Origin of the sequence: uncultured Bradyrhizobium sp., assembly GCF_947648125.1 — a bacterium.
Classification (GTDB): domain Bacteria; phylum Pseudomonadota; class Alphaproteobacteria; order Rhizobiales; family Xanthobacteraceae; genus Bradyrhizobium.
In genome coordinates, this window is record NZ_CANSMR010000001.1 from 567,872 (window position 1) to 594,009 (window position 26,138).

25 protein-coding genes are annotated in these 26,138 nt (G+C 60.3%); 21 read left to right on the forward strand and 4 right to left on the reverse strand.

Annotated elements, in window-relative coordinates:
• Positions 1-102 precede the first annotated feature (102 nt).
• From gspD to Q0030_RS02775, 13 genes are all read left to right on the forward strand, one after another.
• On the forward strand, positions 103-2,364 hold the full coding sequence (gspD, locus tag Q0030_RS02715; RefSeq protein ID WP_298363015.1) for a type II secretion system secretin GspD: 2,262 nt from the start codon (positions 103-105) through the stop codon (positions 2,362-2,364).
• Positions 2,364-3,584 carry a type II secretion system F family protein gene (locus tag Q0030_RS02720; RefSeq protein WP_298363018.1) on the forward strand — a complete coding sequence of 407 codons (1,221 nt, stop codon included), beginning with the start codon at positions 2,364-2,366 and terminating at the stop codon, positions 3,582-3,584. Before gspD ends, Q0030_RS02720 begins: the two co-directional genes overlap by 1 nt.
• Positions 3,581-4,048 carry a GspH/FimT family pseudopilin gene (locus Q0030_RS02725; protein ID WP_298363020.1) on the forward strand — a complete coding sequence of 156 codons (468 nt, stop codon included), beginning with the start codon at positions 3,581-3,583 and terminating at the stop codon, positions 4,046-4,048. The genes Q0030_RS02720 and Q0030_RS02725 overlap by 4 nt, the downstream gene beginning before the upstream one ends.
• Positions 4,049-4,070: 22 nt before the next feature.
• Entirely contained in the window at positions 4,071-4,583 is a 513-nt protein-coding gene (gene gspG, locus Q0030_RS02730; RefSeq protein WP_298363022.1) for a type II secretion system major pseudopilin GspG, read from the forward strand.
• 142 nt (positions 4,584-4,725) lie between these two features.
• The gene (locus tag Q0030_RS02735) at positions 4,726-5,115 is read left to right on the forward strand and encodes a type II secretion system protein (RefSeq protein WP_298363025.1); all 390 of its coding nucleotides are present in this window, start codon (positions 4,726-4,728) and stop codon (positions 5,113-5,115) included.
• Positions 5,112-5,801 carry a prepilin-type N-terminal cleavage/methylation domain-containing protein gene (locus Q0030_RS02740; RefSeq protein WP_298363027.1) on the forward strand — a complete coding sequence of 230 codons (690 nt, stop codon included), beginning with the start codon at positions 5,112-5,114 and terminating at the stop codon, positions 5,799-5,801. Before Q0030_RS02735 ends, Q0030_RS02740 begins: the two co-directional genes overlap by 4 nt.
• 13 nt (positions 5,802-5,814) lie before the next feature.
• Positions 5,815-6,648, forward strand: coding sequence for a type II secretion system protein GspK (locus Q0030_RS02745; protein WP_298363029.1), 834 nt, complete (start codon positions 5,815-5,817; stop codon positions 6,646-6,648).
• A gap of 17 nt (positions 6,649-6,665) precedes the next feature.
• The gene (locus Q0030_RS02750; RefSeq protein WP_298363031.1) at positions 6,666-7,139 is read left to right on the forward strand and encodes an A24 family peptidase; all 474 of its coding nucleotides are present in this window, start codon (positions 6,666-6,668) and stop codon (positions 7,137-7,139) included.
• Positions 7,140-7,141: 2 nt separating this feature from the next.
• A complete protein-coding gene (locus Q0030_RS02755) occupies positions 7,142-8,917 on the forward strand; it encodes a type II/IV secretion system protein (RefSeq protein WP_298363033.1) in 1,776 nt (591 codons plus the stop codon).
• A 43-nt stretch (positions 8,918-8,960) separates the two neighbouring features.
• Positions 8,961-10,103, forward strand: coding sequence for a PilN domain-containing protein (locus tag Q0030_RS02760; protein ID WP_298363035.1), 1,143 nt, complete (start codon positions 8,961-8,963; stop codon positions 10,101-10,103).
• Complete coding sequence (gene gspM / locus Q0030_RS02765) at positions 10,100-10,681, forward strand: type II secretion system protein GspM (RefSeq protein WP_298363037.1); 582 nt, start codon at positions 10,100-10,102, stop codon at positions 10,679-10,681. Before Q0030_RS02760 ends, gspM begins: the two co-directional genes overlap by 4 nt.
• Positions 10,678-11,181, forward strand: a complete 504-nt coding sequence (locus tag Q0030_RS02770; RefSeq protein WP_298363039.1) for a hypothetical protein — start codon at positions 10,678-10,680, stop codon at positions 11,179-11,181. Before gspM ends, Q0030_RS02770 begins: the two co-directional genes overlap by 4 nt.
• Positions 11,182-11,600: 419 nt before the next feature.
• Positions 11,601-13,136 carry a hypothetical protein gene (locus Q0030_RS02775; RefSeq protein WP_298363041.1) on the forward strand — a complete coding sequence of 512 codons (1,536 nt, stop codon included), beginning with the start codon at positions 11,601-11,603 and terminating at the stop codon, positions 13,134-13,136.
• On the opposite strand, the gene Q0030_RS02780 is transcribed toward Q0030_RS02775, so the two are convergent.
• From Q0030_RS02780 to Q0030_RS02790, 3 genes are all read right to left on the reverse strand, one after another.
• On the reverse strand, positions 13,130-13,321 hold the full coding sequence (locus Q0030_RS02780) for a hypothetical protein (protein WP_298363043.1): 192 nt from the start codon (positions 13,319-13,321) through the stop codon (positions 13,130-13,132). The two genes, Q0030_RS02775 and Q0030_RS02780, sit on opposite strands and share 7 nt — an antisense overlap.
• Before the next feature lie 853 nt (positions 13,322-14,174).
• Positions 14,175-15,050, reverse strand: coding sequence for a polysaccharide deacetylase family protein (locus tag Q0030_RS02785; RefSeq protein ID WP_298363045.1), 876 nt, complete (start codon positions 15,048-15,050; stop codon positions 14,175-14,177).
• A gap of 16 nt (positions 15,051-15,066) precedes the next feature.
• On the reverse strand, positions 15,067-16,161 hold the full coding sequence (locus Q0030_RS02790) for an LLM class flavin-dependent oxidoreductase (protein WP_298363230.1): 1,095 nt from the start codon (positions 16,159-16,161) through the stop codon (positions 15,067-15,069).
• 168 nt (positions 16,162-16,329) lie between these two features.
• On the opposite strand from Q0030_RS02790, the gene Q0030_RS02795 reads away from it, so the two are divergent.
• From Q0030_RS02795 to Q0030_RS02830, 8 genes are all read left to right on the forward strand, one after another.
• The gene (locus tag Q0030_RS02795; protein ID WP_298363231.1) at positions 16,330-17,211 is read left to right on the forward strand and encodes a xanthine dehydrogenase family protein subunit M; all 882 of its coding nucleotides are present in this window, start codon (positions 16,330-16,332) and stop codon (positions 17,209-17,211) included.
• The gene (locus Q0030_RS02800) at positions 17,208-17,693 is read left to right on the forward strand and encodes a (2Fe-2S)-binding protein (protein ID WP_298363047.1); all 486 of its coding nucleotides are present in this window, start codon (positions 17,208-17,210) and stop codon (positions 17,691-17,693) included. The genes Q0030_RS02795 and Q0030_RS02800 overlap by 4 nt, the downstream gene beginning before the upstream one ends.
• Positions 17,690-20,080, forward strand: a complete 2,391-nt coding sequence (locus tag Q0030_RS02805; RefSeq protein ID WP_298363049.1) for a xanthine dehydrogenase family protein molybdopterin-binding subunit — start codon at positions 17,690-17,692, stop codon at positions 20,078-20,080. Before Q0030_RS02800 ends, Q0030_RS02805 begins: the two co-directional genes overlap by 4 nt.
• Before the next feature lie 68 nt (positions 20,081-20,148).
• The gene (locus Q0030_RS02810; protein ID WP_298363051.1) at positions 20,149-21,402 is read left to right on the forward strand and encodes an ABC transporter substrate-binding protein; all 1,254 of its coding nucleotides are present in this window, start codon (positions 20,149-20,151) and stop codon (positions 21,400-21,402) included.
• Positions 21,403-21,456: 54 nt separating this feature from the next.
• A complete protein-coding gene (locus tag Q0030_RS02815) occupies positions 21,457-22,341 on the forward strand; it encodes a branched-chain amino acid ABC transporter permease (RefSeq protein WP_298363053.1) in 885 nt (294 codons plus the stop codon).
• Between the two features lie 7 nt (positions 22,342-22,348).
• On the forward strand, positions 22,349-23,335 hold the full coding sequence (locus Q0030_RS02820; RefSeq protein ID WP_298363055.1) for a branched-chain amino acid ABC transporter permease: 987 nt from the start codon (positions 22,349-22,351) through the stop codon (positions 23,333-23,335).
• A complete protein-coding gene (locus Q0030_RS02825; protein ID WP_298363057.1) occupies positions 23,332-24,102 on the forward strand; it encodes an ABC transporter ATP-binding protein in 771 nt (256 codons plus the stop codon). The genes Q0030_RS02820 and Q0030_RS02825 overlap by 4 nt, the downstream gene beginning before the upstream one ends.
• A gap of 4 nt (positions 24,103-24,106) precedes the next feature.
• Complete coding sequence (locus tag Q0030_RS02830) at positions 24,107-24,811, forward strand: ABC transporter ATP-binding protein (protein ID WP_298363059.1); 705 nt, start codon at positions 24,107-24,109, stop codon at positions 24,809-24,811.
• 45 nt (positions 24,812-24,856) lie between these two features.
• Here Q0030_RS02830 and Q0030_RS02835 read toward each other — a convergent pair whose 3' ends face one another.
• Entirely contained in the window at positions 24,857-26,008 is a 1,152-nt protein-coding gene (locus Q0030_RS02835) for a zinc-binding dehydrogenase (protein WP_298363061.1), read from the reverse strand.
• Positions 26,009-26,138: the final 130 nt, after the last annotated feature.

Consider the following 26,138-nt stretch of genomic DNA (forward strand, 5'->3'; position numbering starts at 1 on the left):
TTAGTTGGCGTTGGATTGCAGCCATCGACATCTACACGTCAGGAATGTGTACAGAGGTACGGAGAACGTTGACTAGTTGATGCATGGTTAGGAGCGGTTACGTTGCGTTTCCGAGCAGCCCAGCTTCGGATCTCGGTGCCATTGTTCGCGCTTGCCCTTTCGGCATGCCAGACGATCACGGATACGCCCACCGCGTCCGAATGGTCGAGCAAATCAACGCCGCAGCCTGTAACAAGATCAAGCGGTAGGCAGCCGCAACCAGATCTGTCGGGCGGTACACTGCTGCTCGCCGAGACGCGCGGAGGCAGCTCTACCGTCATCGAGGGCTCAGGTCGCTTTGTCGGCGAGCTACCCACCGGCTCAGTCGATCGTACCTCTGAAGATGTGACTGATGGCGTCACGATCAATCTGGTCAACGTTCCCGCTCCGCAGGCTGCCAAGACGATTCTGGGCGATATCTTAGCCGTAAAATACACCGTCGACCCTGGTATTGAAGGCAAGATCACGATCCAGACGCCGAAGCCAGTAGCAAGGTCTGGCGTCATCGATCTCTTTCAGGCGGCGCTGCGGTCGAACAACGCCGCCATTGTCAACAACAAGGGGATCTACCGGATCGTCGCTGCGGGCCAGACTGCCGTAGGCAGCAGCTTCCGAACGGACGACGCGCCAGATACGGAAATGATCGGTTCGGGCTTGCAAGTCGTGCAGCTGAAATACGTTTCTGCTTCTGAAATCCGTCGGGTGCTCGAGACGATTGCACCCAAGGACGGTATCGTCCGCGTCGACGACGCCCGCAATTTGATCACTCTGTCAGGCAATCGACAGGATATTGCGGCCATGATGGACGCAATTGCGCTGTTCGATATCGATACCATGAAGGGCATGTCGTTTGCGATCGTTCCGGTGAAGACGTCGCAGCCAGACGCGATAGCCGGGGAATTGAAGACTGTTTTCGCGGCCGAACGCGAAGGACCGATGACCGGCATGATTCGCTTTGTGCCGAATAAGCGGCTTGGAGCCATCCTCGTGATTTCGCCGCAGGCTGAGTATCTTCACCGCGCCGAAACCTGGATTCGACGTCTGGATGCGCAGGCCCAAGGCAGCGAGAAGGAACTCTTCACCTACTCGGTGCAGAACAGGCGCGCCCAGGAGCTGGTCGACGTCTTGCAGTCGATGTTCTCGAATGAAATGACGGGTACTGCGACGGCCAAGCGCAATGTGGCGCCAAACTATCAAGAGGCTAGCGTTCAATCCACGCCGCCGCAACAATCGCAGGGCTTTGGTTCACAGGCGTCGGGCGGCATCACCGGAGCCATTGGATCGGGGGGCGGCGGCTTCGGAAGCGGCAGCACAATCCGCGCGTCAGCGCCGCAATCGGTACGCCCTGGTGGCTCCGGGACGACCGTTCAGCTTGGCAAAGACGGCGATGCTGACGGTCCTCGCGTAAAGATCGTGGCTGACGAAGCCAAAAACGCGATTCTGGTCGAGGCGACGAAGGCCGATTATCAGCGCATCCTGCGCGTGATGGGAAGGCTCGACCGTATGCCGAACCAGGTGATGATCGAAGCAACCATCGCCGAGGTTACACTGAACGATGACCTGAAGTTCGGCGTGCGTTGGTACATGCAGCAAAAGAACGCCGGATACACCTTCAGTGACGCAGCTTCCGGCGCTATCGGCTCAGTATTCCCAGGATTCTCCTATGCGCTGACCGCTGCGAATGTTGCTGCGACACTCAATACGTTGAGTGACATTACGAGGGTCAACGTCATTTCGTCGCCCTCACTGACTGTCATGGACAACAAGCCGGCGATCCTCCAGATAGGCGATCAGGTGCCGATTACGACCCAATCGGCGACAGGTGTCATTACTCCCGGAGCGCCAATCGTCAATTCGGTGAGCTACAAGGACACTGGCGTCATTCTGTCGATCATACCGCGGATCAATGAGAGCGGACGCGTCCTGCTCGATATCCAGCAGGAGGTTTCCAACGTTGCGCAAACGACGACGTCGAACATAGACTCGCCAACCATCCGGCAGCGCAAGATCCAGACCAGTGTCGTAGTGAACGACAACGACGCCTTGGTGCTTGGGGGAATGATCCAGGATGAACGGACGACCACGCGAACGCAGATACCGATACTTGGCGATATTCCCGTCATCGGCAATCTCGCATCCAACAAGGACAATCTAATTCACAAGACGGAGCTGATCATTCTGATCCGGCCGCACGTCGTTCGAAATCTTGACGAGGCAAGATCCATCACGGACGAGTACCGCCGATACATGGCAATCGAAGGGCCGCATAAGCGCAGGCAATCACGCCAGAGTCCCGAAGAGGTGGGACGCAGGATACTTGACTAATGCCGACCTTCCGCTACCGGGCCTACGGATTGGATGGTGGCCTTGCCGAAGGGGCGATTGACGCCGCATCGGTGAATGCGGCCAGTGAGATGCTCTGGTCGCAAGGGCTGACACCATTCCAGATGCGTGCATCTGCCGAGGGCGGCACGAAATGGTGGAATCGCGAGATAACGATCGGAGGCGGCTCCCAGCGGGCCGACCTCGTCGCATTTACGCGCGAGTTTGCGATGTTGAGCGCAGCCGATATTGCGCTGGATGATGCGTTGCGGATCCTGCAAACGCAGGCGTCGTCGTCGCGACTGCGGGCACTGGTCGAGGGGCTGCTCTCCGAGGTGCTGAACGGCGCGCCGCTGTCTGACGCGATGCAAAAGCAGGTCAAGGTGTTTCCGGCGGACTATATTGCCGTAGTGAGGGCAGCGGAGGCCGGCGGCACGCTCTCGGAGGTGCTGACCGAGCTGGCTGAACTGCTCGAGCATAGGGCGGAAATCCGGTCGCGTGTCCAGTCGGCGCTAATCTATCCGACCATGCTGGTCACGCTCAGCCTTGGTGCGCTTGCGATTATCATCGGCGGTCTTATCCCTTCGATAGCGCCCGTGTTCGGCCAAAGCGGCAAGCCGATGCCCGGCACCATCAAGTTCATGCTGGGCTTAAGGGATCACTGGGCTCAAGTTGTCGGCGGGATGGCCGTCGTTGCGATAGGCTCATGGGCCAGTGTTGCCGTCGCCATGCGCCGGAATGACGCCCGTGTTGAGCTCGATCGTCTCAAGTTGAAGCTCCCGGTGATTGGCGCGTTCCTGCTTCAACAGGAAGCCGCGCGGTTCGCTCGGACGCTTGGAACAATGCTCAAAGCCGGTGTGCCGCTGATTCAGGCGACGAAATCGGCGAGCAGCGTCATTTCGAACTGTTACGTTGCATCGGCGCTGAGCCGCGCGATCGAGGCTGTTCACCAGGGAAGCGCACTGCACCGCGCGCTCCGGAATGAGGCCGTCTTGCCTGCGATCGCCCTTCAGATGATCTCGGTAGGTGAGGAGGCGGGGAAACTCGATCGTATGCTGATGCGGGTCGCGACCATGCTCGAGCGACAGACTCAAAGCAGCATCGACCGGTTCATGGCAGCACTTGCGCCAGCCTTGACGGTCGCCATAGCGGTCATGGTCGGAGCCTTGATCATGCCTGTCATGAACGCCGTTTTGAGCATCAACGACCTAGCCGGACGATGAGGGCGCATGTGAATAGTCGTTGGCGGCGGATCTCGGGGTTCACGTTGATCGAGATGCTGGTCGTGTTGGCCATACTGGCGCTGGCCGCCACGTTCGCCGTGCCAATGCTATCGAGCGGCTCGGAGGGTGTTCGGTTGGACGTGGCTACCAGCGAATTGACGAACGCCCTGCGTGTAACGCGATCGGCTGCCATTACAAGCAATCGACCCACGGCCCTGACGATCGACGTCAATCGGAGAAGGTTCAAGTCGTCAGTCGTTGCCGAGCGCACATTCGATGCCGGCATTGACGCAAAGCTCACCTTCGCAGCGGGAATAGGATCGAGAGGATCGGAAGGGGAGTTCAGGTTCTTTCCCGATGGATCATCAACGGGAGGGGATGTGACACTGTCAATGCGAGGCAAACAGACAAAGTTGTGTGTCGATTGGTTGACCGGAACTGTGCGCGCCGCGTCAGCCTGCTGAAGCGGTCATAGGGGTGGGAAGCATGAAGGGAATGATTGACAAAATGAAGACAGGTGTTGCTGCCTTGTTGGCAAGGCTCGGTAAGCGCCGGAAGGCCGGCAGCTGTGATTACCGTTCGCGCCGTTCGGAGGCGGGCTTCACGCTGGTCGAGATGCTTGTCGTGATCACGATCATAGGCCTCATCATGGGGCTCGTTGGCCCGCGCGTTCTGAGCTACCTCTCTGACTCCAAGGTGAAGACCGCACGGATTCAAATTCAGGGATTCTCGTCGGCGCTCGATCTGTTCTATTTGGACAATGGGCGCTATCCGAATTCGTCGGAAGGACTGGGGGCGTTGGCCAAGCGACCGGATGGAGCCGCTGCCTGGAATGGTCCTTATCTGAGTGGTGGGGCTGTGCCGAACGATCCGTGGGGACGGCCCTATGTTTACAAGTTCCCCGGGCAGCACGGGCCTTATGACCTCGTCTCGCTTGGGCCTGAGGGGCGCGAGGGCGATGCATCTGCGGGTGCGTCGATTTCCAATTCGCAGCAGTGAGGTGACACCGATGCGCTGTCGGCTGGCATCGCAGGGGAGGGCTCATCCTCGTGCCGCGACGGTTAACAGTCGTTGGGCCGCCGAGGCATGGCTGGGCTCGATGCGAAGTCGGGCGGGGCGTCGCGGGCGCCGATTGGGCTCCGTGGAGGGCGAGGCCGGCTTTACTTTGATTGAGATCATCGTAGCGCTTGCAATCCTGTCGGCTGGATTGAGCCTCGTTCTCGGCATGATATCCAGCGCGCTGCAGAGAACCGCGTCCGCCGAGAAAATGGCTGCGGCGGGGTCGATCGCGCAGTCTCTCATGGCCAAGGTAGGGACTGAGCTGCCGGTCGGACCAGAGGAGCGTGACGGCAAGTACTCCGAGGGATACCGATGGCGCGTCAGAATGCAGCCGTTGGCCGAGGCAAATCAAGGCGAAGGACGTCTTGGGCTCTACGCCGTATCCACCGAGGTGGAATGGGGGGAGGGAGCGGACGCGCGCTCCTTTGCGCTTGCGACATTGCGGCTTGGTCCAAGGGTTACGCGGCGATGACCCGGGATATCCCTGTAGCAGCACGCCATGGCACGGATGATGAGGCAGGTTTCACGCTGGTCGAATTGCTCGTTGGGTTGGCGCTGTTCAGCCTCCTCGCAACGATGCTGTTCGGCAGCGTGCGGTTTGGTTTGCAGGCCTGGCAGAGAGGCCGCGTCAATACCGAGCGCTTCGAGCGCATCATGATCTCCCAGGATCTTCTGCGGCGTGCGATCGGAAATTTCTACCCCATGCTCGTGCGAGGAGAAGCGATCCAACCTTATATCGACTTCGACGGAGCAAAGGAGGCCATCAGCTTCCTGGGGTACGCGCCGACGGTCGCGAACGGTGGCCGCTTCCGGTTCAAGGTCTTTGTCGAGAGGCCGCACGGCGAAACCAGTCTGGTCGTGAACGCCGCGCCCGAGCTCTCGGACCCGAACGTATCGTCGAATGCGACGAGAACCATCCTGCTCTCCGGAATTGAGCGAGCCGAGTTTGCCTACTTCGGCGCTCCGTCACCGGGGCAGGGTCCGCAGTGGAATGACAGCTGGACGAAGCGAACCGATATCCCAAGCCTTGTCCGCATCCGTGTCATCGCAGCTCCCGGCGTCCCCGAACTGTGGCCAGATCTGTTGATCGCTCCGCGCATCCAGGCCGACGTCGCTTGCGTCTATGAGCCGATCACCATGCGATGCCGCGGGCGCTAGGACGGAGGGATCGATGCCGATCGTTTCTGTGCTGTGGGGGTTAGGCTTGCTGACGGCCATTTCGCTGTCACTGCTGTGGAACGGCACTCAGTCCTACCGGCTTGCACAAAATGGCCTGGAGATGGCCCGCGTCAACGCGACGGTCGATGCCGGCATCAATCGTGCGGTCGCGGCTTTGCTCGATCCACAGACGGATCGAAGATGGCGGACGGATGGAGGCGTCCAAAGCTTCGAATTTGATGGCGTTCCCATCAAGGTGTCGGTTCAGGACGAGCTCGGCAAGATCGACCTCAATCAGGCTGAGCCGACGCTGCTTGCTGGTCTACTCAGGTCTGCAGGCCTTGATGCGAGCGCTGCCGGCAGTCTGACCGACAAGATCGTCGACTGGCGGACGGCAACCCAGCTGAAGCGGCTCAATGGCGCAAAGGAACAAGATTATCGCGCACGCGGAAGCACATATCTTCCACGTAACGGTCCGTTCCAAAGTGTCGATGAGCTCTTGCTCGTCATGGATATGACGCCGGAGCTGCTTCGGCGGATTGAACCAGCGTTGACGGTCTATTCCGGCCGGCAATTCATCGATCCGCAGCTGGCGCCTCGCGCCGCTTTACTGGCGCTCCCCAATATGTCGATGCAGGGCGTCGAAGCGCTATTGGCTTCCCGGGCCAATCAGCAAGTGTCGTTGGGAGCATTGGGAGCCGACATCGCGGCCTCTCTGCGAGGCCGTGCGTTTGCGATCCGCACTGAATTCGAATGGTCGAACAGAAAGATCGTGAACGAAGCGATCGTGCGGCTGACGGATAACCCAAATCAGCCCTATTGGCTGCTTGACTGGAGGTCCAGATGATCCCTGCTTTTTTGCACATGCTGATCGCATCGAAAGCCGTGTTTGGTTGCCTTCTTGTCAGTCTGATCCTGGTCATGTCGGTCATCGACGTGCGAGATATGATCCTGCCGAACAGCCTCAACTGGTTACTGGCGGCCGGCGGAGCCGGCCAGGCGATCTTCCTCGGCTTGCCTCGGCCAGTTGACGCGGTTCTGGGAGCAGCCTTCGCTTTCGCCGTCCTTTCGACGATCGCATTCCTATTCCGGAGGGTTCGCGGTATCGACGGGCTCGGGTTCGGAGACCAGAAGTTCTCGGCAGCGGCAGGACTTTGGATCGGATGGAATGCAATCCCCTCGATGCTGCTGGTTGCCTCCTGCTCGGCTCTGTTGTTCGTGGCGATCAGATCTACACAAGGAGGCGGCTTCGGCCGCACATCGCGGCTGCCGTTCGGGCCGTTCCTTGGGATCGGCACGATCGCATGCTGGCTGGCAGCCGTCGCGGTGAGGACCTAGTCGTGGAACAAGCGACGACGGTTCAAGATCGTCAAACGAGCGCCGAAGCGATAGCTGGAGTGGCGCCGCCGGTGCCCCACTTCGCCGATAGCGTCCGGTTCGAGGAGGAGTTTGGCCGTTTTCTCGTTGCGGAGAACGTGGTCGACCATATCATCCTCGATCGCGCAACCAACGCGGCGCGCAAGACCGGAGAGCGGTTGGATCGGGTTCTGACCAAGCTCGGACTGGTTGCCGAGAATCAACTTGCCGTTACGTTCGCAAAATTTCTTTGCCTCGATCTGGTTTTGGCGGCTGATCTGCCTCTTGAATGCGTACTTCCTGAAGTCATTGAGGGCGACTTCGTACGCCGCAACCGCATCTTGCCCATCTCTCTCGCCGGCAACACCCTCTCAGTAGGGGTTGTGGATCCGCTCAATCCGGAGCCGGTACGGGCATTGGCCTATCTCACCGGCCTGACAATGGAGGTCAGGCTTTTTGCGCTTGCCGATTTCGAGAAGGCTTTTGACACCCTCTATGCCGTCCGGACCAAGGACGCCAGCAACGGGTCCTTTGGCAACGGCGAAGCTAGCGAACTCGACGTCCAGCGCTTGCGCGACATCGCAAGCGAGGCGCCGGTCATCCGGCTCGTCAATCAGATCATTGCCGGCGCGGTGGAGGCACAAGCCTCCGACATTCACATTGAACCCAATGTCGACCATGTCGTTGTGCGCTACCGCGTCGACGGAATGCTACGAACGACGCAGGTGCTGGCGCCGGCGCTGCGCGCGGCCATCACTTCGCGTCTCAAAATCATGTCCAAGCTGGACATTGCGGAACGGCGCATGCCGCAAGACGGACGTATCAAGATTGCGATCAGAGGCATCGACATTGACTTTCGAGTATCGACGATTCCGACGATCTTCGGCGAAAGCGTCGTGCTGCGTATCCTCGATCGCTCGCGCGTCACGCTCGACTTTGCCGAGCTCGGATTTTCGGCCGGTCAGATCTCAGTATTTGACCAATTGCTGCATGAGCCCAACGGCATCATCCTCGTGACCGGTCCGACAGGCAGCGGCAAGACGACCACGCTCTACACCGCATTGAAATCGCTCAACAGCTCGGATCGCAAGATCTTCTCTGTCGAAGATCCCATCGAATACCAGTTGAGAGGCATCAATCAGGTCCAGGTACAGGCGGAAATCGGAATGGACTTTCCGCACGCGCTGAGGGCCATCTTGCGACAGGATCCGGACATCATCATGATCGGTGAGATCCGCGATCTGGAAACGGCCCGGATCGCGATTCAGTCTTCACTGACCGGCCACCTTGTCCTCTCGACCCTTCATACCAACAACGCCGCGGCTGCCATTACCCGGTTGATCGATATCGGGGTCGAAAACTATCTGCTGGGGTCGACGATCAAGGGCGTCGTGGCGCAACGGCTGGTCCGTAAGATCTGCCGGCACTGTGCTTGCGAGCACCGGCAGGCGCGGCATTGGGAGGACGAGTTCGTCCGCATCATTCCTCAGATCGAAGCGTTCGGTAAGCCAAACATTCTTGAAGCGCGTGGTTGCACGGAGTGCGGCGGAACCGGCTTCTCGGGCCGGTCGACGATCGCCGAAGTTCTGATGATCGACGACGAGTTTCATGGCCTCATACTGGCCAATGCATCAGATGACCAGATCGGAAAATCGGCACGCGCGCGGGGCATGCTCAACATGTATGAAATGGGGGCTACGAGGGTCTGGCGAGGGGAGACGACGATCGACGAGGTCCTGCGCGCGACGCGGATGGGATGACCAACCATGAGCGTCCCCGGAGAGACGGGCTAAAGAGGCAATCATGCGGCTATCGGCAAACCAGCTCAGCCTTGGACGAGTGCGACAATACGGGCATCGCTTCGTTGGCTGGTGGGTAAGCGAGCTCCTGCAGTTGCTTCCTGGAAGGCTGGTGGAGCTGTTTTCGCGCCATGAACAGCGGCTTCTGGTTGTCGCTCCAGACCAAGGGACGGTTATCCTTGAACTCATGAACGGCAGGCGGTCGTTGATCGGATCAGATCGGATCGCAATGTCCGATGGCGGCGCATCGGCATGCATTGATCGATTCCTGACTGACCGCGGCCTTGATCGGCGCGATGTCGAGATCGGACTCCGGCTTTTGCCCGAAAGCATATTTGCCAGACGATTGGTGTTGCCGGCGGAAGCGCGCAACGATGTCCAAGCAGTTGTTGTCCGAGATCTTACGAACAAGACGCCGTTCAAAATGGATGACGTCTATACCGATCATTCTGCGGGGAACGACACCGAGGATGGGCGATTTGAAGTCTGGCAATGGGTCGTCTGTCGTCAATTTGTTGATCTTGCTCTGACACCGCTCCGGCTCGGAATGGCGGATGTCAATTTCGTCTTGTCGGACAGCAGCGGGGCCACGCAGCCGGTGCCCTTCGTCAGCTTGCGGCGGGGCGCGGAGATCGACTCGTCCTGGACCGCGCGGCTCTCGCCTATTCTCTGCTATAGCGCGGTATTACTGTTCCTCGTCGCACTCGGCCTGAAGTACTGGAACCAGCAAGTCATGCTGGATAGCCTCGAAGCAGAGATTGTGACAGCAGGCGCGAAAGCCAAGCAGGTTCGTGGTCAGGTCGATCAGCTGCAGGAGAAGCGTGCTTCCCTTCTTCGGTTGCGGCTGCAACGGAGTGAGGCTCCAGGATTGGGTGATCTTTGGGGGGAGACGACACGGATACTGCCATCGCATTCATGGCTGACCGAGTTTCGGCTGACGGAAACCGCAGACAAGCACGAGCAGCAGCTGTCATTGACGGGGTTCTCCGGCGCGGCGCCGAGCCTGGTTGGCATCGTCGATAGCTCGCCGCTGTTCATTGACGCAACGCTGACTTCTCCCATCGCACTCGATGCATCTGAAGGCCGCGAACGCTTTGCGCTGCAGGCGAAGGTGAGGCGCTCCGAGATCAAGGATATCCCGCGATGAAGGAGATACTCACTGATGGCCGTCGCCGTCGGCAGCTATTGTTCATAGCGGGAAACTTGGCGGCGTGTGCGCTCGTAGCCGGTATCGTTGTCATGCCGATCGTGACGTTCTTCACCGATCGGGATAGTCGGATTGCAGAACAACAGAAAGTACTTGCGCGGCTGTCGGCGATTTCTGCCCAGGCTGAGGCGGTGCAGTCGATGGTGTCCGATACCAAGGCTCAGATGCAGGGTGGAGAGTTCCTGACCGGGCCGAATGAGAGCGTGATCAGTGCTGATCTCCAGACACGCCTGAAGGCGCTCGCCGAAGCGGCAGGTGCGCGCCTGCGTGCTGTTCAGGCGCTCCCCGTCAAGGTCTCGGATCAGATCAGATACAGCGGATCACGGATCGAGATCTTTGGACCGCTTCAATCCATTCTCCGTGCAGTTCATACGATCGAGAATGCGAAGCCGTATCTGTTTGTCAGCAGTGCGACGTTGAAGATGGTCCCCGCAACCGGGCAGGGAGGGATTCAGGAGCCCGCGATCCAGGCGCAACTGGATATTTTCGGTGCCATCCAGTTTGGAGGTCAGCCATGAGATGGCAAGGCGCTCCGTTCCGGACCAGCGGTCTGTTGATGTTGCTGGGAGTCAATGCCGGCCTCGTGGGATGGATCTGGAGTCTGGCTGCCTCGAACAACGCAACCCGCATCGACAGCAGTCGATGGACCGTCAATTGGTCCGACATCGGTGCGAAGGTAACCAATCAGAAGCCGCTCGACAGCTATCAGCGGATTCTGGCGCATCCTGTGTTCTTCAAGTCGCGCGAGCCCTTCGTTCCTGCACCACCTCCGCCACGGCCGTCTCCAGGAGCACCACCGCCAGTCGTTCTGGCTGATCCTGGCCTTGCGGTCGGCGGCGTGATGATCAGGAACGGCTCGAGCAAGGCCTATTTGTATAGCGAGGCGGGTATGGGCGCCGGGTGGAGTGCTGAAGGCGAGACGTTTCAGGGATGGAAGGTCAAGTCGGTCGATAAAGGTGGCGTCAAGCTTGAGCAGGCCGGGCGTTCGATCGAGCTACTGCTTTATCCCCGCGACTGATGGGCGAGCGATTGCAGGCGCGAAGAAGAGGATGCGCTGGATTGGTAGCGGGCGCCGCTGGGCGACGACGGCTGGGTTTTGGGCTGGGGTGGTGGGCTTTGACTGGAAGAGTGTTTGGACGTCGGTCGCGCGAAGGTAGAGAAGGGCCGTGGTTGCCGCAATCGCCGCAGCGAGGATCAGGCCGCTGGCCGATTGGGCGTGGACCTCGTTCGCTCCCAGGCAGGCGGCGCCATCGGACGAGGTGATATGTCAGCCCGCGATAATCGTCGAAGGTGATCACTCGCACGCCTCGTGCCACTCATACAGGTTGTCGTAGATCGGTCATGCACGCGACCTATCTTCTTTAGTCTCGCCACCGGACACACGAAACTTGTGTGTGGCAACGCCGCTGAACTCGCCAACCAAGCATGGGTGCATCAATGATGTGGATCAACACCAAAGCTAAAGCGACCAGTCTGATGCGACGAGCGGTCGCTTTTGCGTGCGCTACTTTGATTATGCTGGGTCTATCAGTGACAGCGTATGCTGATGCGTTGACGCTTCAGTGGCACCAAGATGTTACAGCGTCCTACGCTGGCGATCCCCAATATATGAACGCATCAATCCCTGTCGGCTGGGGTTACATGGATCCAATGGTCGTAACCATCCCAAGCGGTCCAAACGCCGGCCAATATGCCCTCGTTTTCTACTCCTGCACCAACTCGAATGGGGTGCCCAAGTCCTTTTACTGCGTCTATCTTACCAAGAACGGCGTGGTTGCATCTGACGCGATGATTATGGGCCAGACCGCCCTTCCTAATGGTCTCGCGGGTGCCGAGGCGTACCAACCTCCCATGCTCTTTTTCAACAGCAGTACCAGCACGATCTATTTGGCATTCTGGGTTTTCACAACTGACGGGCGTTCGCTCGTTCAACTGTTTTCCTTTGCTCCGCCCGGGCCTCATTGGACGGCGGTCAGCAGTTATGTCGGCGATGTCGGTAACATCTTCAATTATCTCGGAGGTGCGATGGATCCGAAAACCGGTGACATCGTCATCGCAGGCTATGGCAAAAGGCCAAATGCTCGGACGCTGGAATTAACAAAAGTCACTGCCGCGAGCGGCTATACAACCTGGGCGCCTTCCCAGATTGTGACCTCGTATCCTGATTCACCAGCGTATTGGAATCCGGTGTATCCGCATGTCGCGATCCGAAGTGATGGGATAGCACCAAGCACTGGTGGCACAATAAGCATACTTGCGGTGCTTTCCAATGGTGCCCCTTGCGTAGATCCTGGCAAACCGGACGATGGGCTCATTCCAACAACCTATAAGGACGTTGTGAACTATGAGGGAAAATTCGGAGGGGCAATCGCTGGCACGTGGAGCGATGCCGCACCGGACGCCGGTCCTGATGGGCATGGAGACAGCTGCTATTGGGCCAGCGAGCGGTTTCCACTTGCTCATTTCAGCGACGGAAGCTCTATCTATTCGATCGAGCGAGCGACCGATTTGACAAATTATGATCCAAATAACAAGGCGGGCTCCAATGCCATGTCCAACTGGAATCGCCGCTTTAAATTGTACAAGGATGGCACGGTCATCGTTGCCGATCTCGGAACGCTGTTCACGTCGTATTTTACGTACTCAAGCAACATTGATGCGATGTCGATGACAAAACTGGACAACGGCAACTTTGTAATCTTTGCCAACAACCGCGGACCAGCCGGCTTTGGCTTGCCCATGACTTATCCGAATTTTGGCGTGACGTGGTCGAAAGATCTGTCGACGTTTGCTCCGGCCCAATACATCGCCACCCTGTTTGGGCCTGGCACGAGTGTCAAGGTCGCTCAGCCGAACAGCAACGGCATGACGTCGGTGCCCTTCCTAGACCTCTTTGTTTCCGGCAATCAGTATAATGCCAGAAACGTCAACGATGACCATCAATTCAGGTATTGGCGATATACGCTTCAGTAGCTGAACGTCGTGGGTCGGATCGGGCCGAGCGCCGGCTCGGCTCGAGGCCGCAAGGAAGAAACGCCGCGAAGAATCAGGAGGCCGCCAGCCAAGGCGGCCTCCCTCGTCATTTTATCGCTGTCCGGAGACAGATAGCTGATCTGCGCGATGGTTGATGCGGCTGCGATTTCGGCCAGTGTGGCCATGAGTTAAGTGTTCCGGGTCAGCAGCAGCTCTTCGATGAGCACCGCGACGGCGGCATAGATCCCACGATGGTCTGCAATTCCGGTATGCGTCCAGTTTCGTCGTCGGCTTCTCAGCCCGATGCCGCGAGTTTCGCAAGCACTCCTGCTTAGTGCTCGGAGCATTCGCATGGTTGATGTGCGCAGTTGCCCCTCTTGATAGATTCACCTGTATTCCTACCAATCGTCGAACGGAATGCAGGGATAATCTGGCGGTCCGGATCCAAGTCGTGGTTCACCGTCGAGCTTGGGGACAAATCACGGCCGTCGGTGTCGCCTTCAAATATCAGCAGGCTTGGGAACGCTATGGCGGGCGCCGGTAGGCCATGGCCAGTAACCACGCCGCCTGACGAGACAAACCTGAGAGTCACTCCCAGCTGGCTGGGCAGTGAGGAAATGCTGCCATGGTCATGCACCAAAGTGAAAACGGCCGCTGAGAGTCGCTCCGCTTCCCATTCCTTTCCGGCGTCATAGCCAGCAGCTGACGCATCGAGGGCGCTCAACTGGTTCTTGAATTTCTGAATCAGATCTTGCCGCGGGCGCTTCGTACCAAACTTCCCCGTCGTGAACTATTCCCAGCGATCCGACCCGGATGGAACAACACGAATGCTGGATGGCGCTGGACCGGCTGCAAACCCCAGTCCGTACTGCGCAATAGACTACAGCAAGGCGGTGGCGGAGCGCCGACGAGACTCCCGGAGGCCTGCTGGCAGGCGACGAAGCATTCTGAATTGCCGTCTAACCTATTGATCCGATTGGACGCCGAATTGGCCCGGAATTCAAAACTGACGTTGATATTGCTCGAACTGCTCGCGGATTACTTTGCCGCCATCTGATCTCGATACCAATCTCCAATCTGGCTCGCCGTCATGAGCGCGACGCCGTCATGGCCTATCACGTAGTCGAGCAGCGCCTCGAGGTACTTGATTCGATGCGGTACCCCCGTGATGTATGGATGCACGGAAATTGCCATGATCCGCGCGTTCTCGGCGCCTTCGAGATACAGCCGATCGAACTGGTCGGTACAGCGCGTCAGGAACTGCTCCGAGGGCAGGTGCTGTAGCGCGTGAATGACAATGTCGTTGGTCTCGACGGAATAGGGAATCGTCGTCACAGTTCCGTGCGGTGTTGCGATGTCCTGAGGAAGATCGTCGATCACCCAATCGGCCACGTACTCGATCCCGTTGAGGCGCAGGAGATCGAGTGTTTCTTCGGTCTCGGTCAGGCCGGGGCTTTCCCACGATCGCGGCGCCTTGCCGGTAAATGCGGCGATCGTGTCGACAGCACGCTTGATCGCATCCGCCTGGTTCTCGACCTTGTGCATTGGGCCCTGCACGAACCCATGCCCCATGAATTCGAAGCCCGCTTCGCGCGCCGCCGATGCCACGCGCAGATAGCTGTTGCAGACGTTGGCATTCGTAGCCAGCGTCGCCGGTATCTTTCGGTCGGTGAGGGCCTTGAACTGCCGCCAGAAGCCGGCGCGCATGCCGTATTCATGCCACGACCAGTTCGGCACGTCAGGCAGCAGCGGCTGGCCCATTGGTGGGCTCAGCACGGTGCGTGGCATCGCATTTTCGATGCGCCATTCCTCGACATTGAGGATGACCCAGACAGCAAGCTTCTTGCCGTCAGGCAATGTCAGTTTCGGTCGGTCGATTTGAGCTTGGTACGGAATGCGATCGGTGAAAGCCACGTCAAAACTCCCTTGGTCACGCGGATGATCCGGCGGCGGCGTTGATGCGCGGTAAGACCTTTTCGGCCATCAGGATCATCGATTGACGGCCAAGCTCGCGATCCTTCCAGTCCTTGCCGGCATAGAGCAAGGTTCCGAAGGTGCCGATCTCTTCCTGGAATGCCAGCAGTTGATCGGCTACACTTTCAGGCGTGCCGTGGATGATCAGCTTGTCACAGATCGACTCGAGGGTGACCTCCAAGTCTGGTTGATCCCGCCTCGTCTTGAACAGTTCGAGCCGGCCGCTGCGCTTCAGCTTCGTGAACAGCTGGTGATAATAGTACACGTAGGGGCTATCGGGCGACGTGGCATAGGCCTTCGCCGTTGCCGCGTCGTTTGCCACGAACACGCTCTTGGCGACGCGCCAATTGGCAGGGTCTGCCGCCCGGTTCGCACGCGCGCAACCCTCGACGTATTTGGGCCAGTGGCTCTTTACCCAAGCAGGCATCAGGAAGTTCGCCGAGATCGGATCCCAGCCGCGCGCAGCGGCTTCCGTGACGCCTTTTGAGAACGGCGCGACCGCAGTCACCACGATCGGCGGGTGAGGGGTTTGCAATGGGCGGGCTATCAATCCCTGGCCAATGTCCTCGATCAGGGTTCGCTCGACCGAGACATTCCAATACTTGCCCTGCAAATCATAGGGCGGCTTGCCAGCCCAAATCTCCAGAACCTGATTGATCGCCTCGAGGAACATCGCATTCCGGTCGGCATCGAGATTGCCGAAAACCTCCGCGTCGGACAGCAATCCGCCGGGGCTTATTCCGAGTATGAAGCGGCCATCAAGCATGTGATCGAGCATGGCGACGGATGCGGCGACCGCTGCAGGATGAGTGTTCGGCATGTTGATGGTACCGGTCCCAAGCTTGATCTGCTTGGTTGCAGCCGCGAGCCAGGCAATGAAGGCGATGCTGGAGGTGATGTTCTCGGCTTTGTCAGTGACGTGCTCGCCGACGTAGGCCTCGGTGAACCCGAGCTCATCCGCGAGCAGGAAGGCCTCGCGATCCTCCCGGAGCGATTGCCGCCAATCCTTTTCGAGAGGATGGATCGGCATCGTAAAGAATCCGAGCTTCATGATCCGCCTCCCTGCGCGTTGAACTTTAGTTGGCAAGGAACCTGCGGCCTTCCCAAGGTGAAGACAAGCCCTGCCGCACAAATAATCACTCGATAAACAAACTTGACCTTTGAAGGGGCCGGCCCTCTAATCGGGCAAACCAAAATTGGGCCGGGAGGCCACGCCCACATGAAAGCTGCGGCTTTCGCCTACGCCCGCGCGACCAGCGTCGTGAATGCGCTGGAGTTGCTTGCCGCGCATGGCGACAAGGCGAAGGTTCTGTCGGGTGGCCAGAGCCTGATGCCGGCCATGAACTTGCGACTCATCTCCCCGGACATTCTGGTCGATATCGGTGGCCTCGCCGAGCTGCGCGGCATCGCCGTGAGGGCAGGCGTGCTGGCCGTTGGCGCGCTGACGCGGCATGTCGACCTGCTCAGATCGCCGGAGATTGCGCTGCACGCGCCGCTCTTGCGGGATGCCGTTGCCCACGTTGCTCATCCTGCAATTCGTAATCGCGGAACGATAGGCGGTAGCCTTGCGCATGCCGATCCGGCATCGGAGCTGCCGGCCTGTGTTATCGCGCTTGACGCCACGATCGTTGTTCGCGGTCCGACGGGCGAGCGCCGGATTGCTGCGACCGAGTTTTTCAAGGGCATCTACGAAACGGCGCTGTCGCCGGACGAATTGCTTGTCGCGATCGAGGTGCCGGTCGCGGGCGAGGGCTCGACATTTTTCTTTCAGGAGTATGCCCGGCGGCATGGTGATTACGCCGTCGTTGGTCTCGCCGCGCGTGCCTTTGTTGCAACTGGCAGGTTCACGGATCTTCGGCTCGGCTTCTTTGCGGTTGGCGACCGGCCTCTGCTGGCGGCGGCCGCAGACAAGTTGATCAATGCATCCGTGACCTCAGCCGTGCTCGCAGAAGCCGCGACAGCGTTGGCCGATGAACTCGATCCACTAGAGGATCAGCAGGCCACCACGGCGATGCGCCGACATCTCGCTACGGTTTTGCTCCGGCGCTGCGTGGCCGCATTGCTGGCGCGGCCCGAGCTGGAAGCGGGAGTAGCCAGGTGAGCGCCCCAGTGCCGGTTTCGCTTCTGGTCAACGACGAGCCCATTGATGCATTTGTATTGCCGCGTCTCAATCTCGCTGACTTCCTCCGGGAGAACCTGAAGCTGACCGGAACCCATGTCGGTTGCGAGCACGGCGTTTGTGGTGCCTGCACGGTCCGGATCGATGGCGAGATCGTCCGCTCTTGCCTGATGCTGGCGGTCCAGGCGCAGGGGGCGTCAGTCGAGACCATCGAGGGGCTGTCCGACAGCGGCGAAATCGCCGACCTTCAGGCGGCCTTTCGCGAACGCAATGCCTTGCAGTGCGGCTATTGCACGCCTGGGATGCTGATGACGGCGCAAGACTTGCTGAAGCATTTGCCCGTGCCTGATCGTCAAGCGATCCGCGAGCATCTTTCCGGCAATTATTGCCGCTGCACCGGCTATCAAGCCATTGTGGACGCCGTCGAGGCGACCGCCAAGACGCGCGCGGAGCGGCCGGCATGACGGTGACCCGTGCGCCAGCAGAGACCCTTTCGGTGCTCGATCGCCCGAATTCCTATATCGGTAAGACGGTGCCACGGCCGAACCTCGACAGGTTGCTGCAAGGGCGTGGACAGTATGTCAGCGACCTGGAATTGCCGCGGATGGCGCACGTGGTTTTTCTACGGTCGCCCTATGCCCACGCCAGAATTGTGGCGATCGATGCCGACGCGGCACGACGTATGTCCGGTGTCATTTCCATCGTCACCGGTCGAGAGCTTGAGGCTGTCATCACGCCGTGGGTCGGCGTGCTCTCGCATCTGAAGGGATTGAAGTCGGCGCCGCAGCACGCGATCGCGGTCGATCGGGCCTGCTGGCAGGGTGAGGCGGTCGCGGCGATTGTCGCAACCAGCCGTGCGGTGGCTGAAGATGCAATGGAGCAAATTGCCGTCGACTACGAGGAACTCGAGGCGGTCACGGACATGCGCACCGCGCTCGATCCGGCGACGCCTGTCATTCACGCCGCGCTCGGTGACAATCTTGCATTTGAACGGACCCTCAACGCCGGCGACGTCGACCTGGCATTGTCGGGGTCGGAGGTGGTCGAGGCCGACTTCGTATTCGGGCGCCACACCGGCGTGACGCTTGAACCGCGGGCGGTGGTTGCCGACTGGAATGCGGCCGAGGCGCGGCTGACGATCTATCAGGGCACACAGGCGCCGCACATGGTACAGAACATCGCAGCCCTGCATCTCGGACTGAGGGAAGCGCAGGTCCGGGTGGTCTGCAAGGATGTCGGCGGCTCGTTCGGCATCAAGGTCCACATCTACGCCGACGAAATGGCGACCTATGCGCTGTCCAAGCTGCTACGGCGGCCGATCAAGTTCGTGGCCGACCGGGTCGAGAGCTTCAACACGGACATTCACGCCCGCGATCATCGATGCAGGGGCCGGATCGGCGTCAGGCCGGACGGCACCATCACGGCTTTCGAGATCGACGACCTGACGGGGATCGGTCCCTATTCGATGTATCCGCGCACCAGCGCCATCGAGGCCAATCAGGTGGTCAATCTCGTCGGCGGGCCGTATGTCACGGCGAACTATCGGGCGCGAGCGCGGGTCGTCTTCCAGAACAAGAACGTGATGTGTCAGTACCGGGCAGTCGGACACCCGATTGCCTGTTCGGTCACCGAGGGTCTGGTCGACCTTGCCGCAGCGAAGATCGGCATGGATCCTGTGGAGATCCGCCGGCGCAATCTGATCCCCGACGATGCTTATCCTTGTGCATCCCCCTCCGGGATGAAATTCGAGCAGCTTTCGCATCACGCCTCGCTGGCCAAGCTGCTGCAGATGATGGATTACGACGCCTTGCGTGCCGAGCAAGCGGCATCGCGCGCCAGAAACATTCACCGGGGTATCGGAATCGCCAGCTTCATCGAGGTGACCAATCCCAGTGCCGCCTTCTACGGCGTCGGCGGCGCGAAAATCTCGTCGCAGGATGGCGTTGCGGTTCGGCTCGACGCGCAAGGCTCGGTGATCTGCCAGACCAGCATCACGGAGCAGGGGCAAGGGTCGGAATCGCTGACTGCCCAGATCGTGGGCAGCGTGCTGGGCGTTTCGATGGAGCGGGTCCGCGTGACCCTGGGCGATACCGACAACACGCCCTATGGCGGCGGCACTTGGGCCTCGCGCGGTGCCGGCATCGGCGGCGAAGCCGCGTTGCAGGCCGCCAAGGCCCTGCGCCAGAATATCCTTGATGTCGCCGCGGCCATCCTGCAATCGACGCCGGCCGGGCTGGATATCGTCAACAACAGCATTGTCAACGCTGACGACGGTGCGCCGCGGATCGAGCTGAACGAGCTCGCGCAGATCGTCTATTTTCGGCCGGATACCCTCCCGCCGGGCATCCAGCCCGAATTGATGGCGACCCGTCATTTCGTGCCGCGCCAATATCCCTTCGCGTTCACAAACGGGGTTCAGGCCGCATGGCTGGAGGTCGATACCGATACCGGGTTCGTGACGCTGCTGAAGCATTGGGTCGTCGAAGACTGCGGCACCATCATCAACCCGCAACTGGTCGACGAGCAGATCCGGGGCGGAGTCGTGCAGGGGCTCGGCGCGGCGCTGTTCGAGAAATGCGTCTATGACGAGCGCGGTCAGCTGACCAACGCCAATATGGCGGACTACCTGGTCCCGATGTCCGGCGAGATGCCCGATATCGAGATCGGTCACGTGGTGTCTCCGACGCAGGAAACGGAGCTCGGAGCCAAAGGGGCAGGTGAGGCAGGCACGGCGGGCGCAGCAGCTGCGGTTGCCAATGCGGTCAATGACGCGCTGCGGCCGTTCGGCGCAACAATTACCGAGATTCCGCTCACGCCTCAGGTTATCCTGACGGCCTTGGGACGAATCTGAGTGGAGACGTTTCGGGCAAAGACAACACGATAAGCAAAACACAGACAGTTCTTGGGGAGGAATAGGTCATGACGAACAAGGTCACCAAAGCTGGATCGATATCGCGGCGTCGTCTGCTGACGACGGCAAGCGCCGGCGCCGCTCTCGCCGTCTCGCCCTTTCGCATCAATCTGCTCCAGGCTGAGGAAGCCCCGATCAAGATTGGCTTCCCGGTTCCTTTGACCGGTCCGTATGGCGCCGAGGCGCAGGACCAGGTGCGGGCGGGGCAGCTCGCTGTTGCCCAATTCAACGATGCCGGCGGTCTCAACGGCCGCAAGGCCGAGCTCGTCGTGCGCGACGACAAGCTCAATCCCGGTGAGGCGGCAACGCGGACATTGGAGCTGGTCGAGAAGGAGAAGGTGAATTTCGTCGTCGGCAGTCTGTCCGCGGCAGTTCAGCTTGCGATCAACAACGTCACCAAAGAGCGCGGCGTCATCTTCAATTCGATCAGCCAGTCCGACGCCATCAACGAGGCGGCCGACTTCAGCAAGTACACATTCCACGAAGCGCTGAATCCGCACATGACGTCAGGCGCGGTCGGCCGCTATGCCTTCGCCAAATTCGGCAAGAAGGTTGCGTTCCTCACGGCGGATTACGCCTACGGTCACGAGATGGTTCGCGGTTTCCTCGAGGTCGGCAAGGAGTTCAACGTCGAGAACCTCGGCGACGTCCGCCATCCGCTGGGAACGACCGACTTCTCCACGTTGCTGCCGCGTCTCCAGGCGCTGAAGCCCGATATTCTGTGCATCAGCAATTTCGGCCGCGACCAGCAGATCGCACTGAAGCAGGCGACCGACTTTGGCATCAAGAAGTCGATCCAGATCATCGCGCCGCTGCTCTCGCATGCCAGCCGCGTCGCGGCCGGCCCCCAGGCATTCGAAGGCGTCGTCGGCGGCTGCTCGTTCTACTGGGGCATCGAGGACAAATTCGCCTCGACCAAGGCATTCAACGATGCGTTCCGCAAGATGTACGACGGCAAGCTGCCCACCGACTACGGTGCGCTCGGCTATGGCGGTGTTCGGACGGTGCTGGAGGCGGTCAAGGGCGCCGGCAGCGTGGAGACCGACAAGGTCGTCGCGGCATTGGAAGCGCTGAAGTACGACGACTACAAGGGGCCGCAATATTATCGCAAATGCGACCACCAGTCGGTGCAATCGGTGCTCGTGATCAAGTCGAAGTCCAAGGATCTGAGGAACGAGTCCGACGTGTTCGAGGTCCTGTCGACCGAAGAACCCAACGAGAAGTACCTGCGCACCTGCGAGGCGCTCGGTCACAAGAGCTGAGCTCGTGCGACGGCGTGCGCCACGGGGCGGTGCGCGCCGTGCGGAGGGGGACAAATGGCGGGCCTGAGCTTTGACCTGATCGCGCTGCAACTGTTTGCCGGGCTGGCGCTCGGCGCCATCTACGTGCTGTTTGCGATCGGCCTCTCGCTGATCTTCGGGATGTTGACGGTCGTCAACTTCGCCCATGGCGCGTTCTACATGGTCGGCGCCTATGTCGGGCTCTATCTGATCTCGATCGGGGGCAATTTCTGGATTTGCCTCGTGGCTGTGCCGATCGCCATCGGACTGTTCGGCCTTGCCGTCGAGCGCGTGCTGATCCGGCCGCTTTACGGCCGCGGCATCGACTATCCGCTGCTGCTGACCTTCGGGCTGAGCTACGTGATGGTCGAATGTGTGCGCATTGCCTTTGGCAAGACCGGCTATCCTTTCGACACGCCCGAGGTTCTGCAGGGCGCCGTCGACATTGGCGTCGGCTATTTCCCGCTCTACCGCCTGTTCGTGATCGGCGCGACGGCCGTCGTGCTGCTGGCGCTCTGGCTGTTTCTGGAGAAGACCAGCTTCGGGCTGATTATCCGCGCCGGCGCGCGCGATCCGCAAATCGTCCGTGTCCTTGGGGTCGATGTTTCCAAGGTCTGGTTGATCGTGTTCGGGATAGGTACCGCGATCGCGGGCTTTGCCGGCCTGCTGGCCGCGCCGCTCCAGGGCGTCATTCCGGAGATGGGCGGCACGATCCTCGCCGAAGCCTTCGTTGTGACCGTCGTAGGAGGGATGGGGTCGATCGGCGGCGCCGTACTGGCAGGCCTCCTGGTTGGTGTGGTGGTCAGCATGACCTCGTTGTTCGCGCCCGAAATGGCCAAGGTTTCGATCTTTGCCTTGATGGCGGTCGTTCTGATCGTTCGTCCCCAGGGCTTCTTCGGCCGCGCCGGATTGATGAGCTGAGCCCGGCATGACCGAAACCACGCAATCGATCAAACAGCCCGGTGCCGCGACGGGCGGTTTGTACGAGTTCGCGACGCGGCATCGTGCCAGCATTGTCGCAGCGGTCATTCTGGTTTTCCCGCTGGTGATGCCGTTTACAGCTCTGGCTGTGAACATCCTGATCTACGGGCTATATGCTCTCGGCTTCAACCTCGTGTTTGGATATCTGGGTCTGTTGTCGTTCGGTCATGCGGCGCTGTTCGGGACCGGTGCCTACCTCTGTGGCATCGCCATCGTGCACTTCGGCTGGCCGTGGTATGCGGCGATCGCGGCCGGGATAGCCGGCGGATTGTTGATGGCGCTGTTGATCGGCGTGCTCGCGATCAGGACCCGAGGTATCTACTTCGCCATGGTCACAATGGCGCTGTCGCAATGCGTCTACTACCTTTTCTACCAGGCGGTTGATCTGACCGGCGGCGAGAACGGCCTTCGCGGCATCAACGTCCGCATCATCGATCTGTTCGGCCTGCGGATCGATTTCATCAATCCGATGACCCGCTACTACGTCATCGCGGCTTTTGTGATCGCCGCGTTCTTCGTGATGTCACGCATTCTGGCGTCGCCCTTTGGTGCCGTCATCGAAGCGGTGCGCGAGAACGAGGGGCGTGCCCGCGCGTCCGGTTACGACGTGACCCTGACGCGATTGCTGACCTTCGTCCTGTCAGGCGGTTTCTGCGGCCTCGCGGGTGCGTTGCAGGCCTTGCACCTGTCGATCGTTCCGATCGAAATCCTGCATTACGAGACCTCGGGCCTGGTCGTGATGATCGCTCTCCTCGGCGGCATGGGGACGTTCTTCGGACCGATGATCGGCGCCGCTGTCTTCCTGGTCCTGGAGAATGTGGTCTCGGTGTGGACCGTTCACTGGCAACTGATCGTTGGAGCGATCTTCATCGCATGCGTGCTGTTCTTCCCGGCGGGCATCTGGGGCACGCTGATCGCGCGGGGCAGACGATGAGCGCCACAGAAGGCCGGGCCGGAGAAATCATTCTGCGCACCAGCGGCGTCGGCAAGACGTTCGGGAAGTTCGTCGCCCTCAACAATATCTCGGCCGAGTTTTCCAGGGGAGCGATCACCTCCATCATTGGTCCGAACGGGGCTGGAAAGAGCACCTACTTCAACCTGCTGTGTGGCGCCTTTCCGCCGACGAAAGGCAACGTCGAGTTCGAGGGCAAGGATGTCACCGGTCTGCCGCAACACCGCTTCGCGCATATGGGGATCGCGAAATCCTTTCAAATCACCAGCGTGTTTCCACAGCTTACGACACGAGAGAACATCCGCGTCGGCCTGCAGGCGCTGGTGTCGCGATACGATATCTGGCGTCCCCGTGCGCGCCTGACCGAACTTGTCGAGCGGGCGGACGAGCTGCTGGCGCTCGTCGGGTTGTGGGAATCCCGGGAACGCGCGGCCAAGACGCTGGCCCATGGTGAGCAGCGGGCACTGGAGATCGGCATGGCGCTTGCCAGCCAGCCCCGCTTGCTGCTGCTGGACGAGCCGACGGCCGGCATGAGCCCGGAAGAAACCCGGACCATGATGGATTTGATCGTGAAACTCGCCAGGGAGCGCACGGTTATCCTCGTCGAGCACAAGATGAAGCTGGTGCTCGGGATCAGCGATCGCATCCTCGTGCTGCACCACGGAGAACTGCTGGCCGAGGGAACGCCGCAGGAGGTCCGGCAGAACGAGGCGGTAAAGCGGGTCTATCTCGGCCAGCGGGAGCACTGACGGGATGCTGCAGATCAGCAAGCTCAATGCCTGGTATGGCGCAAGTCACGCGTTACAGGACATCAGTCTCGAGGTGAGCAAGGGCGAAATCGTCTGCCTGATCGGTCGCAATGGGGCCGGCAAGACGACGACGTTGAAATCGATTATGGGGTTGATGGGGCGCGCGCGCGGCTCGGTCACCTTCAAGGGTGAAGAGCTGCTGCGCCAGCCGGCGCATGTGCGCTTCGCGTTGGGACTGGCCTACGTTCCGGAGGAACGACGGATTGTGCAGGGACTGACCGTGCGGGAGAATTTGCGGCTCGGGCTGGTCGCCTCGAAGCAGAAGAAGCGGGAAGCCGAGCTGATCGACGAGATTGCTGCGATCTTCCCCCGGCTGGCCGAGCGCATGGATCAAGAGGCGGTCACGATGTCCGGCGGCGAGCAGCAGATGCTGGCGATCGCGCGGGCGATGATCGCAAAGCCAGACCTGATCATGCTGGATGAGCCGTCGGAGGGCATCATGCCGGTCCTGGTCGACGAGATGTTCGAGCTGTTCAGCAGCATGAAGGCGCAGGGAACGACGGTTCTGCTGGTCGAGCAGAACGTCGAGCTCGCACTCGGCATCGCCGATCGTGCCTATGTGCTGGACCAGGGAGCTGTGGTGCATCAGGCCTCCGCGCAGGCGCTGCTCGCCGACGACGAGATCAAGGAGCGCTACTGCTCGGTGTGAGCAGGCTCTCGGATCAGCGCGCGTGCCACCGGCACGTACTGAACTTTATTCCGCAGCGCTCGCGATCGCGTCGGCTTTCCGATCGGTGACGACGACCTTGATCGCGTCATCGACGCGGTCCCGCGCATATCTGAGCGCGGTCGGCAAGTCGGCCAGCGGAAACGTATGCGTGTGGATCCTGGTCGCGTCGAACCGCTTCGCTGCCATCAATTCCATCGCGCGGTGTGTGGCGCTGCGGCCTTCGCCGCGGATGCCATAGGCATAGATGTTGTTTCGAACGAGGTGCGCAACGTCCAGCGTCGCGGCCTCGTGCGGGAAGGCGGCGAGGCAGATCTTGCCGCCGCGATTGGTCATGTGAATGGCCTGGTTGAGTGTCGCTTCGGTGCCGGCACATTCGACGACATAGTCCGCGCCGATCCCCCCTGTTAGTTGTTTCACGACCTCAACGACGTCTTCGTCGTTGACGTTGATGACGCGGTCGGCCCCCAATTCCCCGCCGATCGCCAGCCGCTTGTTGCGCGTCCCGGTCAGGATGACCGGGCTTGCGCCAAGCGCCTTGGCCACAGCAACTGCGAGAAGTCCGATCGGCCCTGGGCCGATCACCAAGACGCTCTCGCCGGCCACCAATCCCCCCAATTCCGTCAAGCCATACATTGACGTCCCGGCAGTCACCACGAGCGTTGCTTCCGCATCGCTCATGGTATCCGGGACGTGCGCCAGCGTATTGATGTGGTTCACCGCGTATTCGGCGAATCCGCCGTCGGTCGTAAAGCCGTTGGCGCGGTGACCCTTCTCCGGCCTTCCATAGTTGAAGCAGGATGTGTACATGCCCTGGCGGCAGCGTTTGCATTGGCCGCACCCGGCGTGGATCTCGACGCTGACCCGCTCGCCGATTTTGAACTCGTCGACATCAGGGCCAAGCGCGGCAACCGTGCCCATGTATTCGTGACCCGGCGTAAAGTTCTTGTTGAAGGGCGCGCCGCCTTGAATGCTTGCCGGCGACCCGGCATGGATGATTTCGAGATCGGTGGCGCAGATCGCAACCGCGTCGATGCGCACCAGCACTTCGGCACGCGACGGGACCGGCGTCGGCTTGTCGCGAAGCAGGAGCTGGTCGGGGTCACCAAGGACCCAGGCTTTCATCAGATCGGGGACGGGAAGATCGGGCGATGTCTTGACGCCGGGCGGCTCGTACATGGGCGCTTCCTGTTTTAGCTCTCAGCCTAGCGCGAAACGGCGGTCTGCCGCGAGCATCCGATCGTTGGCACCCGGCTGTTGCATTTGCTGCACGGCAGCAAGCGCGTCGCAAAACCTTCATGCGCGGCCT